This is a genomic window from Paenarthrobacter sp., from assembly GCF_031180005.1.
In the GTDB taxonomy this organism is placed as follows: Bacteria; Actinomycetota; Actinomycetes; order Actinomycetales; family Micrococcaceae; genus Arthrobacter.
Map to the genome: position 1 here is coordinate 1 of NZ_JAPSHI010000029.1, position 14345 is coordinate 14345.

The following is a 14345-nucleotide window of genomic DNA, read 5'->3' on the forward strand; positions in this document are numbered from 1 at the left end:
GTTTGGAGGCTGTGCAGGCTAAGGCTAGGGAGTTGGATGGTACGCAGTCCACGGTGACGATCACGACGGTTGAGCGGATCCAAAGGAACTACGAATCTTCTAATGGCGCGGGCGCTGTTGGGGGTCAACAGCAAATTGCTGGTGGCGCTTCTGGTGGTCGTGTTGCTGACATTCTGGGTTTTTGGGGTGGCGGCAGGTTGCCGTATGCGCGCCCGTCTGACATGACGAAGGACAACCTGATTGGTTACGTGAACGGTGGTAGGCCGATTGCGTTGCAGGGTCAGGAGTGGGTGACGAATGGTAAGCGCAGCGACGAGTATGACACTGAGCTTCAAATGATCCACAACGGTACGTTGCCGAAGTTCAAGGAGTATTCGGCCCAGTCGCTTGGCTATGCGCCGGCTGCTGTTGGCGGTTCTTCTGGTCCCGTGCAGATGACGGGAACTCTGGTCATGGATTCAGGTCAGGTGTTGGGGACGTTCCGGGGTATCGCTACTGATGTGTCTCGTTCGGAGATTGGCGCTGCTGATTCGGCTTCTAGGTTCACAAGGACGGGTGGTCGGTGATGGCTGTTGCTGTTGTGGTTGAGCCGTTGTTGTCAGCGCCGTGTGACCGGGCTGGGATCACTATTACTGGTCTGGGGATTGGGGCCTCGGTTGTGTCGGTGTGGCGTACTGCGGATGGGGAGCGTGCGCCTGTCCGTGGTTACCGCCGCGTGGCAATGAATGATGCTGCGTATGTGGTGGATTTTGATGCGCCGTTGGGTCGTCCGGTGTCGTATGAGGTTGAGGTTGTTTCTGGTCCGGGTGGTGCGTCTCGTACTGTTTCGGATCCGGTGACGATTGATTCTGTGGCTGGTGTGTTGATGGATCCTTTGGTTCCTCAGACTGCTGTGCCTGTGGTTGGTGCGCGTGATAGTGACGGCGCCGTCTATTTGAAGTCGCCTGCGTTGTCTCAGTTGGAGTATCGGGCTGAGGTGTCGATTTTTAATGTGATGGGTTCGGATAAGCCGTTGGCGTTGTTTGGGCAGCGGATGGCTGAGTCTGGTTTGGATACTTCGTTGGCTACTCGTTCGGCTGAGGAAAACGCGCGGCTCAAGAAACTACTCCGCTCGACTGGGCAGTTGTTGTTCAAGCCGTTGCCGTCGTGGGGTGAGTTCGAGTTGAACGGGACGTTGTTCCTGGCTAATGCTTCGGCTAAGCAGTTGCCTATTGATGTGTCGTGGGGTGGTGAGTTGACGTGGTGGGATTTGCAGTCTGATGTGGTTGCTGCTCCGACGATCCGTGTTTTGACGGCTGAGTTCACGTATGGCGATGTGGCTTTGTTGTTTTCGACGTATCAGGCGAAACAGGACGCAGTGGTGGCTGCGGCTGCTGCTGCGGGTGAGTCGCCAACGTATTTGTTTGATTTGAAACGTCCGCTTGGGTGATTTCTGCCGCGAGCCGCAAGAGGCCCGGAAACTTTGCCCTGCATTCTGGGCAACTCAGAATGTGCGGCGCGTCGTTCACGAGGTCAAAGGGATCACTCATCTTCACGTGATCGCCCACAACGGGCCATGTAACGTACCAGCCTGTTGCCGCCTGCTCAGCCGCGTAACTCGCAGCAAGGTAAGCGTCTAGTTCGCGTTTCATGGTGCGTTTCTTGATCGCGTAGACGCGTAGTTTTCGGGCCGTGCGAGTGCTGATCATTCCCCAATTTTAACAGTTGGCTTGCCAATTTAATAGGAGTCCCCGTGCGTCTGATTGATGAGTTGTCGTTGGATGCGTTGGAGGGTTCTAGGCCTGCTGATTCGTTGACGGTTTGGGCTTGGCGTGGTGACAGTCTTGTGGTTGCTGAGCCGTTGGAAGTTATCGACTGGTCATTCTCTGACATCGCCGCCGAAAACCGAAAGGTCGCTCAGGAAGTCAGCCTTACGGTTGCGGATCCTGATGGCACGTTGGGTGCGTGGCGGTTGGATGACCCGTTGGCTGTGACCGGTGCTAGGTTGCAGATCATTTACCGTGTGGGTGGTGCGGGTGCAGTGAACTATGGCATGTACCGGCTCACGTCGAACGAGCCTGATGAGGTTACCGAGTTCCGTGTGATTGACGAGTACGGGTATGTGGAACCTGATGGGCCGTTGGAGCCTCATAAGCGTTGGAAGTCTGTGACCCGTAGTGTGGTGAAGCTTGAGGCTGTTGACCTGACTGTTGAGCCGGATCGTGACCGGTTTGAGGCTCCTGAGTCTCCGAAGATGGGCGCGACTGTCCTGTCTGAGGTGAAGCGGCTGTTGAACCCGTATTTCCCTGTGGTGGTTGATCCTGGCGTTCCTGACATTGGGGTTTCAAGGCAGCTTGTGTTTGATCGTGAGCGTCTTGAGGCTGTGCAGGATTTACTGGGCCGTGTGTCTGCCCGGTACAGGATGGGCGGCGATGGTGAGTGTCATTTGTACCCTCGCGCAACAAACCCTGTGTGGCGTGTTGGCCCGTCTGAGGGTCTTGTCAGGGTGCAGCGTAAGCAGTCGTTTGATGGGTTGTATAACCGTTGGGTTGTTGAGGGTAAGGAAGAGGGCAGCGGGAATCCTGTTCGTTCTTCGGTGAGTATTGATTCTGGGCCGTTGAAGTATGGTGGCCCGCATGGTCGTGTGCCGTTCTTCTATTCGTCCGAGATGATCACTAGTACGGCTGCGGCTGTGTTGTATGCGATTGAGTTGCGTGCACAGTTCATTGCGTCGTTGGCTTTGGAGTTGTCGGTTGAGTGTGTGCCGCGTCCTGAGTTGCAGGCTGGTGACCGTATCGAGGTTGGTTGCCCGTTCGATGGCAGGCTTGCGTGGATACCGGGCGAAATCACTTCCATCAAACGTGCCGGCACAACAGTCCCAGGCTCAACCAGTCTGACCGTGGCGTGTGCTTACGGTGACGTGATCGCCGCACTCGAACGCACCGACTGGGCCAAACACCTTACCGGCGAACTACCGCCACTCACTTGGGACCGGATGCCCTCAACCTGGGGCGCCGGTCCTTCCATGTCTTGGGATGATTTGCCGTAGGAGGCGCACGTGGCTTTGGATAGTACGCTCGCGTCGATCCCTGCTGATGGTTTTTCGTTGAAGCTGGGTACGGCTTGGTATGACGGTTCGCGTTGGTGGGCTGTGGTTGGTGGTAACCCTTTGGGCGCTCGTTGGGCTGACCCTACCCAGGCTGTGCAGGGCATGAATGTTTTGGTGGGGATTATTAATGAGGGCCGTGGTCAGTCTTCGGCGGTTGTTCTTTCTGGTGTTACTGAGCAGCCCCGCCCGTCTAGTGGGCAGATCACGGCTGTCGGTGTTGATGAACTCTTGTTTGCTGGGGATGATGGCGGGGTTTACGCGACTAAGCGTTACCTTGGCGCGGTGTCGGATTATGCGGTTCTGGATCCGGTGCAACTGATTTGGACGATGGGTAACCCGACTGTGTTGGGGATCATCGGTGAGGTTGCTGTGCCACCGCCTGCGCCGCCTCCCCCACCACCGCCTGTGATCAGCACTGGTACTGAGGTGTTGACGGCTACGGCTTCGGACACGTTTGGTGTTGGTGGTTGGGGTCGTTGGGCTGGTGGCGGCGAGAAGGTTTATTCGGGTTCGTATGGCGGTTACACGCTTACGGGCTCGTTTTTTTATGGTGCGCCGCGTCCGGCGTTGCAGGGGAAGACGGTGACGGCGATTCGTTTCCGTGTTCCGCAGCGGTTGGCTGTTGGTAACTACAACTCCGCGGCGACGATCCATTTGTATGCGCATACGTCGCAGGCCCGCCCCGGTGGTGACGTTGCCCGCGTCGCTGGCCCGTTCGACATCTCGGTTACCGCTGGTCAAGGCCCGTCATGGGTGAACATCTCTTCCGCCCATCCCGACTTTGTTGGTATTGCGAACACCCTTGCCGCTGGTGGCGGTATTAGTTTCGCGGGCGACCCATACACCGGCTGGACAAGCCGACTCACAGACCCACTCGCTGGGCAAATCGAACTTGATTGGAGCGCCTAGTGCAGACCTTGCCTAACGGTGTAGAAGTCCCCACAAACAGTGACCCGTACAACCTGACTGATGATTTGGCGAACGCGTTCAACGACGTTCCCGGCGCGGTGCGGGTGTCATCTGAGGCTCAGCGTAACGCGTTGCCGAAGTACACGGGTTTGCGTGTTCAACGCCTGGACCTTGAAGGGCACCCGTTCGACATTTGGGATGGCACTGTGTGGCTGCCTAAAGCCCCCGTGGCGTTGTCGTTTAGTGGTAATTACCGGCAGGCGGGTACGTGGTTCCTTGACGCTCTCAGGCCCGCGTCGGTGTCACGTATCGGCAGGCGCGTTTCACTGTCGGGTGCTCTTGCGAACAACGTACCCATCACATACCTCGCTAACACTGAGTATGTTTTGGCGACGTTCCCCGTTGAATACGCGCCGAAGACTTACAGCGAACCGTTCGTGATCCTCACCAACGCATACCAAGTCAACGTGTGGGTCACCCCGGCAGGGCAAATCAAAATCTACTTCCTCGTCAACGTCCCAACCCAGTCCGTTGGTGCGCTCGTGTTCCCGCTCTCAATGATGTCCTGGAACTCCTGACCTAAGCGTGTGGCCCCCAGCTCATCACAGCAAGGGGCCACACTTCCCACACGTCTCAAGCCTATGAAGGAGGCTCGCCCGGATGGGTGACACAAACTCTACGCCCATTGGGGGGCCACCCGTGAAAGCCAGTTCTTATAGACGTGTCGTGATTGGCAGGAATATCACGTTGACTTCTGGGGCGGTGTACGCCCTAAGCCGCGCCTTGTACTATGCGACGGTTGCGCCTGAGTCGTTGTCTGAGGCGCAGAACATCATCACCACTGACGGGCGCCTGTTGGGTGCTTGGGCTGCGGTGTGGGGCATGACCGCTGTTCTCTGTGTGGCTGACATGATCAACCGGCACACCCGCTACGGGCTGTCTGCTGTTGTTGGTTTGGCCCTGTCATGGGGCCTCGGTTACGCGATCATGTGGGGCGTCACAGGATTCACCCAATTCACCTTAATTTCCGCCGCGATTGGTTGGCTCACCCCAGCCGGCCTCGTGTTCGGGTTCCTCATCAAAGTCACCGCACTCCAAGACATGCTCAGGCAGAAACCGGCAGTGTCGAATGGGTGACATTAACTGGGCGGTCGCGTCCCCCTGGATCGTCGGCGTGATCGGTCTTGCTGGTATGTGGTTGACCGCGAAGATCCAGCACAAGGGCCGTCCCGAGAACGCTTTGATTGATCAGCTCCAAGAGGAAATGACTGCGATGCGTGGTGACATTTCGGCTCTTAAGACTGAGCAGAACAAGGCTCGTCGCCGCGAGATGATCCGCGATAACTACATCAACCGCCTACGTGATCACATCAACGCCGGTAATCCGCCGCCGCCCCCCGAATGGCCCGAAGGCCTCTACGACTAGGAGTCATCATGAGATGGCCTGTTGATGCGCCTGTTTCTCAGGCGTTTGGTTCTAACCCGACGAACAATATACGTCCGGGAAGTGTTGATTATTGGATCATTCAGCAGTTCGGTAATTATCAGCCGAACGGGCATACGGGTGTTGATTTCCCTGTGCGGGTTGGTACGCCTGTTGGTGCGGCTGCTTCTGGCACTGTGCTGCATGAGGGTTGGATGGGCGGCACGTATGCGGATAACCCGTGGTGGATCGCCCCCGCGTTCGCTGGTATTTGCGTGGTCATTGATCACGGATCGTTCATCGGCATCTACGGGCACATGTCCAGCACCTCAGTGAACGTAGGCGACTACGTTACCGAGGGCGAAGTAATCGGCCTGTCAGGTAACACGGGCGGATCAACCGGCCCGCACCTTCACTTCGAGGTTCTGCCTGATGGGTGGGACTTCAACAACGGCATGTTTGGCCGCGTCAATCCTGCCCAGTTCATTTCAGCCGGCGCCTCGATGGGGCCATCCGGAAACACCACCCCCGCACCTAAACCTGACCCCGTGGAAGAAGACGACATGTTCAACGACGATGACCGCAAGCTGCTCAAGGCTGTGAAAGAAGCTCTCATTGATGGGGGCAAGTCCATGCTGTACGGAGCTTCCATCCAGAAGCTCATTGACGACATCCCCCGCAGGACTGCGTTCTTCCCGGTGATCCGTGATGGTGAGAAGGTCGCCTGGATTCAGGACACCGCTAATGGTGTGACGATGCTTGAGGATTTGCAGGACAAGGTTCTGCCGGCGATGGCTGAGGCGTTGAAGCTTGACCCGGATGCTGTGCGTGCGGCGTTTGAGGAAGCTGTGAAGGGTTCGAAACTGACTGTGACTATCGGCGGTGAGGATAACTGATGCTGTCCGCTGAGTTTTGGTTGGCTGCTGGTGAGCGTGCGGTTAAGACGTTCGCTCAGGTTCTTCTGGGGTTCATGACGACTGGGGCTATTGGGATCACGCATTTGCCGTGGCCTGAGATGTTGTCTGTTGCTGCTACGGCCGCGTTGGCTTCGGTGCTGACTTCGGTGGTGTCTGGTTACAGGGATGGTAACCCGTCAGCTACGAACGTTGAGACGACTGACACGCCGGGTCGGCACGTAGCCTAATCCCACCCCCTTTCGTGGCAGGACCATACCAGCAACGGTATGGTTCTGCCCTTTTGTTTTAGGAGGCCCGTGTGGCTGAAACCACCCCGTTGGGGTTCGTCAAACCGTCCGGGTCTGACCTGTTCAAACAAGGCGACAACGCCATCAGCACCAACGCGCAAAAGGACGAAGACCTGCACGCGGCTACGTTGGGGCGTCTTGGTGTGGCTGAGGCGAAGATAAACGCCGGAGCTGGAGGCGTGGGTCTCTCAGAAGATCCCCTTTCGCCGGGGCTGTATTACTTCGCCGGCCCCACGTTCGCCGCTGACCCTGTTAATCCTGGCCTCTACCTGATCGGAACCTAAACAAATGGTGAACCGCCTTGTTTCTGTTGGTGATGACTTCACCATCCCGCCCGCCGTCAAAGTCGCTGACGCTAACCTCCCCGCACGCCTCGCAGATGCGGCACTTAATGCCACTATTGCCGGGGCCATTGAGGCCGAATCGACTGGCCCTGGCGGCACGATTGCGACGGCCATCCAGGATGCGATTGACGCGACCCCGGCCAAAGCGATCATCTCTCCGCTCTCGTCAGTCGAGACGCCGTCTGAAATCCTCGCCCGGTTCTTGGACTACAAGGGAAGCGGGTTCATCCGTGCCGCCATTGCGGGTGACTCTGTTGTAAACGATGGCGGAGACCCACCCCGAAAGATTTTGCAAAGGCTCGGAGAGCTCACCCCGACTGGCGTGGGAATGACTGACAAGCAGTGGTCAACATCTACCAACGCTTACGGCTCCAACATCGTTGTGAAGGCAGCGACCGCAACGCCATCAACGGGCGGAACGGTCCTGACTGATAACTTCAACCGGACGGCGGCTGAGCTTGTAGGCTCCACTACCTCTGCTGGGCAGGTCTGGGGTGGCACGGCTGGCTCTTGGTCCGCCAACGGAACCGTGGCCACTCCTGCTGGGGTAGGAGCGCTTTCGTTCAATGCCGGGAGCAAGGATGTCACCCTCACCGCTGCTGTCAGCCTCGTCACCACAAACACCGGGGCGCAGACACTTTTGCAGGTCTGCGCGTCCAGCACGGCCGCGTCGCTGGGTGACAACATGGTGTTTGCTCAGCTTGCTGTCAGCACGACAGGTGCGCCAAACTTTGGCGTTTACAAGCGAATCGGTGGCGTCAACACTCAGATCGGCTCCACAAGCTATGCCACAGGCCTGACAACCAACACGGCCACAGCTCAAAACGCCACGGTCAAGCTGCAGATCGCCATCCAGCAAGTCACCGCGACGATCACAGTCAACGGAACCGATACCGTCATCTCTGGCACCATTGCCGAAGGTGACGTGCCCCTGATCGGCATGATGTCAGGAGTCAAGGCTGGCGCCCCTGACGGGCGCATCAAACTGGACGACTTCATCATCGATACTCCGTTCACGCCTGGCACCACTAATGGGGTTGAATTCTGGAATGCGGCAGTGCCCGGCACAAGCATCGATTACCAGACGGCACGCGTGGCAACCATGTACCCGGCCGGAACCACGTTCGACTTCCTATTCATGTGCGGCGGCCACAACAACGGGACGCAGACAGCTGAGGACTTCATCGCGGACGTCGATGAGTTCGTGACAGCGTTCAAGGCGCTCCATCCGAACACGCCTATCATCATCAGCTCGGAGAATCCGCAGTTCGCTCCGTCGCTGACCATTGTGGCTCACGCTCGGCGGCAGGCAGCCCTCCGCGCTTATGCCATGGAGAACGGGCATGAATACTTGCCCGCCTTCGAAGCATTCTCCAACGAGGCCAACGGTGGCGTGGGGTACGTGCAGTCGGACGGCATCCACCCCACAGTGTCGGTGCCGACGATCAGTCTGAACTGGTCTGGCGCAACGCTGTGGGCCGCTGTTTGGTTGAACATCATCAATGCCCGCCGGCGTGTGGGAACGGTGGCGCCGATTACCGGCCTGCCCTAGCCGAGAGCGGAGATGACAGCGTCCACCCAGAGTTGCTGACCTGCAGCGTTTGGGTGGACGCCTGTCCCGTCTGCCATCAGCACCGTGTTGATGTCTTGTACGGAGTCGAACGCGGCACGCACGTCAATGAGCGGGACACCATTTCCGGCAGCCCAGACCTTGAGCGCAGCTTGATTATTGTTGGTCTGAAGAGTTCGCGGCTCACCAGCTGCGTTCTGCAGAATGGCGAGAGTCGGAACTTTGCCGCCCCACTGGGTGTTGACGGCATTCATGGTCGCAAACATGTTGGGACCTATCGCGGTAGGTGCCCCGTTGTGGCCAAAGCTGAGGATCACAAAGTCCGGCTTGGTGGGCTGCATAACCTTGATGCGCGTTGAAGGGTAGTCAGCCTTCGCGCCAGGCTGAGACGCGTTCCAGATCTCAATAGACCGGCCCGCAGCGCCCGGGTAGTAAGTCTGGTTCGGTGACCAATTCTCGGCATTCTGATCCCACAGATGGACGGTGACAGAAGCGAAGGACGCAAGGTGCTTGGCCCAAAGGTCAACCCATTCACCCTTCGCGTTGCCAGTCGAGTCACCGAGGACGCTGATTGTCACGGCAGGGTTTGTAGCAAGCGCGGCCTTGATCGTTGCAATATCGAATCCCACTGGGACCGGGGCCGCCGTTGGAGTTGCACTCGCTGCGGCGCTGACAGATGACCCAAGGGGCCTGTCCTTGTTGGCGTCGTAGTAGTCCTGAACTTGCTGCGAAACGGGTGGAGGCGTAGCTGCGCAACCAACTGAAAGAGCAAGAGCACCGGCCGTGATGGCAGCAGTGAGTAGGCGAGTAAATCGCAAGGGTCCCCCAAAGGCAAGTCAAACGGATTTGAGGTAATCATATGGCCTCGTGCGCGGACCTTATGCATCCACTCAAATCATTGCAAGTCAACCAACGCGAGCCAACCGCTCCTGCCTTGCTAGTTGTCCAGGGCTACCTCAGAATCACCCCAGCGGTGCGTCTGCCCGCAGAGAGGGCACCGTGAGCTGTTCCCCTCAAGCTGCGAACTGATAAAACTCTCCGGCACAGCCGTAATACCCGTCGGGAAGAACTTGTCAGTCACAGGGCAGCGGACAATGACATCAACAAGCTGATCCTCGAATTCCGTGCTATCTTCCATTGCTTTTCTCCATCGCAAGTAGTGGTTCCGAATGCTTCAGTCTAGGGGTCAGATAAAGACCGGTTACCTTCCCCTAGTATTTGTGACACAAGTAAGCCCCCACCCTTCGCGGGGTGGGGGCCTTTTGTTGTCTTAGTCCACAACCAGTTCGGGCATCTCACCCAACGCCTTGGCTGCGTGTTCGGCGCCGCGGAATCTACCGCAACATGCCCCAACATACCTAACTATCAAGTAGAATGGAAGAATAAAAGGAACCCCCGCGAAGCTGTAACTTCCGGGGGTAAGGTAACCACTAACACGGAGTGACTACATGACTAAGCGTACCTGCTCGACACCCAATTGCGCCAAGCCTCACTACGGGCGAGGCTGGTGCAAGTTCCACTATCAGCGCGCCTACAACAGCGGAACCCTCAGTTCGCAGCCTAGGACGCTAGCAAGGCCCACCGATTCACTAGATGCTCGTCTTCGAAATATAGGATGGACCATCACTGAATCCGGCTGCTGGGAATGGAACGGGTCGCTCGACAACTACGGCTATGGGCAAATGTCAGTCAACCGCGGGCGCCCATGGAAGGCGTACCGAATCGCTTACGAAGCCTGGGTCAAAGTTCCAGGGGATAACGTTGACATCTGCCATACGTGCGATAACCCGCCTTGCATCAACCCATCTCATCTATTCGAGGGCTCGCGCGCGGTCAACGTAGCTGACATGGTGAGCAAGAAGCGGCACCGCAACGGAGAACTCAAGGAAAACCACAAGCTCACAGACGATCAGGTTGAAGACCTAAAAGCCATGAAGGCATCGGGGACATTCACCAACAAAGAGGTGGCTAACGCCTTCGGGGTTTCTGCTTCGCTGGTCAGCTTGATAGTCAACGGACATCGCCGCAAAGAGGCAACCTTCAAGAGGGCGGCTTAGCCTTCCAGCATCTTACCCATAACGTCTGCGCCCTTCGCCATGCCTTCGTGCATGAGGTGGGCGTAGACGCGCTCTGTGGTCGCTGTTGAGGCGTGACCCAAGCGGCGGGCCACCTCGTACAAACTGAGCCCGCCTTGCAGCCCCCACGACGCTGACGTGTGCCGCAGATCGTGGATGCGTGGCGTCTTAGTGAACCGCGGATCCTCCTTGCGTGCTGACTCAACCGCAGCAGTCCAGGCATCCCACAAATACCGTTGCGCGATGCGCCCGCCAGTCTTCGTGCGGAACAGCAGAGTATCCCCGCGCTGCCCTTCCACTGCCGGCATGAGCGCCTGAACGCAGGTAGGCGGGAGTGACACCGTTCGTTTAGATGAACGGGTCTTAGGGGCGCCCACATAGTAGCCGTTTGACGCGTCCCGCTTCCATGACTTACTGATACGGACAGTCGCCGGCATCCCTGCCGCGTTCAAGTCTGCGACCGTCACCGCCGTGGCCTCACCAAACCTCGCACCGGACATCACAAGGAACAACGCTAGGGGTTTGTATAGCGGGTTCAGGTGTTTGTAAATGAGTTGCCATTCATCCCACGTAAGGAACTGCTCGTGGTCTTCCGCGTGCTCTGTCGTCGGCAGGGTCACGCCACGGCACGGATTGTCCGGTCGGTAGCCGAGGCGCATAGCAGTTTCCATTGCCGCGGAGATGAGGCCGTGCACGTTGCGGATCGTCTTGGGAGCTAGCTTCTTCTCCTGCATGGAACGAACCCATGACGTGAGGTGCCGAAGGTCGAGGTCTTTGACAGATATCCCGCCAAGGTGCGGCATGATGTGTTCCGCGAGCATGTGCCGGTAGTTGCGGATCGTCTGCGGGGTGGGCTTCACCAGCAGGTCAACATGCTCAGCAACAACAGCGCCGACAGTGCGTGCGCCTTTGAGGTAGGCGAAGACGATAGCGTCCGCGATGTCCTCATTGTTGCTGTTCATCTCAAGCGCGGCCCTGAACATTTCAGCTTCGGCCATCGCATCAAATGAGCGACCGCACTGCTTGCCGTTCTCCCGCCAGGAGACTTGATGGTATTCGGAGCCGTCAACGCGTTTGCGGGTGCGGATAGATGCCAAGGAACGTCCCCTTAAATTTTTGTGGATCAGTTCCAGTTTAATGCTTTACGTCAACAAAGGCGAGGTTTGCGTCAACATGGGCATGAAAAAACCCCTATTTCTAGGGGTTAATCATGTGCCCGAGGTGGGACTCGAACCCACACACCTTTCGATACTGCATTTTGAGTGCAGCGCGTCTGCCAATTCCGCCACTCGGGCGCGGATTACCGGGAAGTTAAATCTCGCTGACTGCTCTCATTTCTGTGAGCAACGCGATCCTTTCCCAGCACGCGAAACTACTCTACATGCAGATAGGCTGATTCAAAGAACCGGGCGCGCTGATGCAACAAAAACCAGCCATCAAAGAGTCCACACTAAGATGGACATGAACCCGCCGAACCTTTTCAAGGAGATCCCGTGACCGAACAGACGGAGTCCACGTCCACAGCCCAGCCGGCCCGACGAGTTGTCGTAGCCGAGGATGAGACCCTCATCCGCCTGGACATTATCGAGATTTTGAAGGGCGAGGGGTACGACGTCGTCGGCGAGGCAGACAACGGCGAGAAGGCCGTGCAGCTGGCCGAGGAACTCAAGCCTGACCTTGTCCTCATGGATGTGAAGATGCCTGTCATGGACGGCATTTCGGCGGCTGAGAAGATCGTCAAGGCACGCATTGCCCCTGTTGTGCTGTTGACCGCTTTCAGCCAGAAGGAACTGGTGGAACGCGCACGGGACGCCGGTGCCATGGCGTACGTCGTCAAGCCTTTCTCCCCCGCAGACCTGATCCCGGCCATCGAGATCGCCCTTTCCCGTCATGAGGAGATCAAGGCGCTCGAGAACGAGGTTTCCGATCTTCAGGAGCAGTTCGCCACGCGCAAGCTTGTGGAGCGCGCCAAGAGCCTCCTGACCACCAAGATGGGCCTCACGGAGCCGGAAGCTTTCCGCTGGATCCAGAAGACCTCCATGGACCGCCGCCTCAGCATGCGTGAGGTTGCAGAAACCATCATCAACCAGGTCAACTAACGCAAAGCAACACACGACGGCGGCCGCTCACCTCACGCGAGGTGGGCGGCCGCCGTCGTACTCCCCAAAAAACAAAGTGGGCCCCGCCAAACGGCGGGACCCACTTCGCAAAACAAAAACTAAAGAACTAGCTCTTGGCCTTGGACTTCTTTTCCGGCCACGGGCCAACAGGTTCCTTACGTGAACCGTCGTCGGTCTTGGAGGTGTCGGCGAGGTCGCCTACCTTGTGGACCTTCAGCGAGTTCGTGGAACCGGCCTGTCCTGGAGGGGAACCGGCAGCGATGACAACCAGGTCGCCTTCATCCACGAGATCCATTTCCAGCAGGCTCTTGTCAACCTGTGCAGTCATCTCGTCGGTGTGGCCCACGGAGGGAACCAGCACCGGCTGGATGCCCCAGGTGAGGGCCAGTTGGTTCCAGACGTGCTCCACCGGAGTGAACGCAAAGACCGGCTTGACCGGGCGCAGGCGCGAGAGGCGTCGTGCCGAGTCGCCGGACTGGGTGAACGTACAGATGTACTTTGCGTCCAGCTGGTCGGCGATCTCGACGGCGGCACGGGTGATGGCGCCACCGCGGGTCTTGGGTTTGGTTCCCAGCGGGGGGACGCGCTCAAGGCCGTGGACTTCGGTGGACTCGATGATCCGGGCCATGACCTTGACGGTTTCGATGGGGTACTGGCCCACGGAGGTTTCGCCGGAGAGCATGACTGCATCGGCGCCGTCGAGAACTGCGTTGGCGCAGTCGGATGCCTCGGCGCGCGTCGGGCGCGGGTTGTCGATCATGGATTCGAGGACCTGGGTTGCCACGATGACCGGCTTGGCCCAACGACGTGCCAGTTCAATGGCGCGCTTCTGGACGATCGGCACCTCTTCGAGCGGCAGTTCAACACCGAGGTCGCCACGGGCAACCATGATGGCGTCGAAGGCGTCGATGATTTCGTGGAGCTGCTCCACGGCCTGCGGCTTTTCGATCTTGGCGATCACCGGAACACGGCGGCCTTCTTCATCCATGATCTCGTGGACCCGCTTGATGTCAGATGCATCACGCACGAACGAGAGGGCAATGAGGTCAGCGCCGCGCTTGAGGGCCCAACGGAGGTCGTCCTCGTCCTTTTCGCTCAGGGCGGGGACGTTGACGGCAACACCGGGCAAGTTGATGCCCTTGTTGTTGGAGACCTTGCCGCCGACAGTCACAGTGGCAACAACTTTGACGTCGTCAACTTCGATGGCGCGCAGCGCCACCTTGCCGTCGTCAATGAGCAGGGCGTCGCCCACGTTGACGTCTTCGGTGAGGCTCTTCAGCGTGGTGGAGCAGATGTCCTTGGTGCCGGGGACGTCTTCGGTGGTGATGGTGAACGTGTCACCGACGGCCAGCTCGTGCGGGCCGTCAACAAATCGACCCAAGCGGATCTTGGGTCCCTGAAGGTCCGCCATGATGGCCACGGGCTTGCCGAGCTGGGAGGCAGCCTTGCGGACGTTTTCGTAGGTGGTGTCATGCACGGAGTAGTCGCCGTGGCTCATGTTCATGCGAGCAACGTCAACGCCGGCCTCCAGCACCGCGAGGGTGTTCTCGAAGCTGGAGATTGCCGGGCCGAAAGTTGCCACAATTTTTGCGCGTCTCATATACCTACCCTA

General features: G+C 58.2%; 17 protein-coding genes and 1 tRNA gene. 13 read left to right on the forward strand and 5 right to left on the reverse strand.

The window, feature by feature from the left end; translation table 11 throughout:
- From RIF72_RS16955 to RIF72_RS17000, 11 genes are all read left to right on the forward strand, one after another.
- Window positions 1–566 (forward strand): hypothetical protein (locus RIF72_RS16955; RefSeq protein ID WP_309076007.1); only part of this gene is annotated, 566 nt, incomplete at its 5' end.
- Window positions 566–1429, forward strand: a complete 864-nt coding sequence (locus tag RIF72_RS16960; RefSeq protein ID WP_309076008.1) for a hypothetical protein — start codon at window positions 566–568, stop codon at window positions 1427–1429. The genes RIF72_RS16955 and RIF72_RS16960, both read left to right, overlap by 1 nt.
- 303 nt (window positions 1430–1732) lie before the next feature.
- Window positions 1733–3028: a hypothetical protein gene (locus RIF72_RS16965; protein WP_309076009.1), complete on the forward strand. Its 1296-nt coding sequence runs from the start codon at window positions 1733–1735 to the stop codon at window positions 3026–3028.
- Between the two features lie 9 nt (window positions 3029–3037).
- Window positions 3038–3997 carry a hypothetical protein gene (locus tag RIF72_RS16970; protein ID WP_309076010.1) on the forward strand — a complete coding sequence of 320 codons (960 nt, stop codon included), beginning with the start codon at window positions 3038–3040 and terminating at the stop codon, window positions 3995–3997.
- The gene (locus RIF72_RS16975; protein WP_309076011.1) at window positions 3997–4575 is read left to right on the forward strand and encodes a hypothetical protein; all 579 of its coding nucleotides are present in this window, start codon (window positions 3997–3999) and stop codon (window positions 4573–4575) included. The genes RIF72_RS16970 and RIF72_RS16975 overlap by 1 nt, the downstream gene beginning before the upstream one ends.
- 169 nt (window positions 4576–4744) lie before the next feature.
- On the forward strand, window positions 4745–5134 hold the full coding sequence (locus RIF72_RS16980; RefSeq protein ID WP_309076012.1) for a hypothetical protein: 390 nt from the start codon (window positions 4745–4747) through the stop codon (window positions 5132–5134).
- A complete protein-coding gene (locus tag RIF72_RS16985) occupies window positions 5127–5423 on the forward strand; it encodes a hypothetical protein (RefSeq protein WP_309076013.1) in 297 nt (98 codons plus the stop codon). Before RIF72_RS16980 ends, RIF72_RS16985 begins: the two co-directional genes overlap by 8 nt.
- Window positions 5424–5431: 8 nt before the next feature.
- Window positions 5432–6316: a M23 family metallopeptidase gene (locus RIF72_RS16990; protein ID WP_309076014.1), complete on the forward strand. Its 885-nt coding sequence runs from the start codon at window positions 5432–5434 to the stop codon at window positions 6314–6316.
- The gene (locus RIF72_RS20155; protein ID WP_375164244.1) at window positions 6316–6564 is read left to right on the forward strand and encodes a holin; all 249 of its coding nucleotides are present in this window, start codon (window positions 6316–6318) and stop codon (window positions 6562–6564) included. Before RIF72_RS16990 ends, RIF72_RS20155 begins: the two co-directional genes overlap by 1 nt.
- 71 nt (window positions 6565–6635) lie before the next feature.
- Window positions 6636–6908 (forward strand): hypothetical protein, encoded by a 273-nt coding sequence (locus RIF72_RS16995; RefSeq protein WP_309076015.1) that lies wholly within the window; start codon window positions 6636–6638, stop codon window positions 6906–6908.
- 4 nt (window positions 6909–6912) lie between these two features.
- Entirely contained in the window at window positions 6913–8520 is a 1608-nt protein-coding gene (locus RIF72_RS17000) for an SGNH/GDSL hydrolase family protein (protein ID WP_309076016.1), read from the forward strand.
- Here the strand turns inward: RIF72_RS17000 and RIF72_RS17005 are convergent.
- Window positions 8517–9116 (reverse strand): SGNH/GDSL hydrolase family protein, encoded by a 600-nt coding sequence (locus tag RIF72_RS17005; RefSeq protein WP_309076017.1) that lies wholly within the window; start codon window positions 9114–9116, stop codon window positions 8517–8519. The two genes, RIF72_RS17000 and RIF72_RS17005, sit on opposite strands and share 4 nt — an antisense overlap.
- A gap of 359 nt (window positions 9117–9475) precedes the next feature.
- Window positions 9476–9676, reverse strand: a complete 201-nt coding sequence (locus RIF72_RS17010) for a hypothetical protein (RefSeq protein ID WP_309076018.1) — start codon at window positions 9674–9676, stop codon at window positions 9476–9478.
- A gap of 709 nt (window positions 9677–10385) precedes the next feature.
- Between RIF72_RS17010 and RIF72_RS17015 the strand changes: the two genes are divergently transcribed.
- A complete protein-coding gene (locus RIF72_RS17015) occupies window positions 10386–10595 on the forward strand; it encodes a hypothetical protein (RefSeq protein WP_309076019.1) in 210 nt (69 codons plus the stop codon).
- Here RIF72_RS17015 and RIF72_RS17020 read toward each other — a convergent pair.
- A complete protein-coding gene (locus tag RIF72_RS17020; protein ID WP_309076020.1) occupies window positions 10592–11710 on the reverse strand; it encodes a tyrosine-type recombinase/integrase in 1119 nt (372 codons plus the stop codon). The two genes, RIF72_RS17015 and RIF72_RS17020, sit on opposite strands and share 4 nt — an antisense overlap.
- 116 nt (window positions 11711–11826) lie before the next feature.
- Window positions 11827–11908, reverse strand: a tRNA-Leu gene (locus tag RIF72_RS17025).
- 198 nt (window positions 11909–12106) lie between these two features.
- Between RIF72_RS17025 and RIF72_RS17030 the strand changes: the two genes are divergently transcribed.
- Window positions 12107–12712 carry an ANTAR domain-containing response regulator gene (locus RIF72_RS17030; protein ID WP_011774540.1) on the forward strand — a complete coding sequence of 202 codons (606 nt, stop codon included), beginning with the start codon at window positions 12107–12109 and terminating at the stop codon, window positions 12710–12712.
- A gap of 127 nt (window positions 12713–12839) precedes the next feature.
- On the opposite strand, the gene pyk is transcribed toward RIF72_RS17030, so the two are convergent.
- Entirely contained in the window at window positions 12840–14333 is a 1494-nt protein-coding gene (gene pyk, locus RIF72_RS17035) for a pyruvate kinase (protein WP_309076022.1), read from the reverse strand.
- Window positions 14334–14345: the final 12 nt, after the last annotated feature.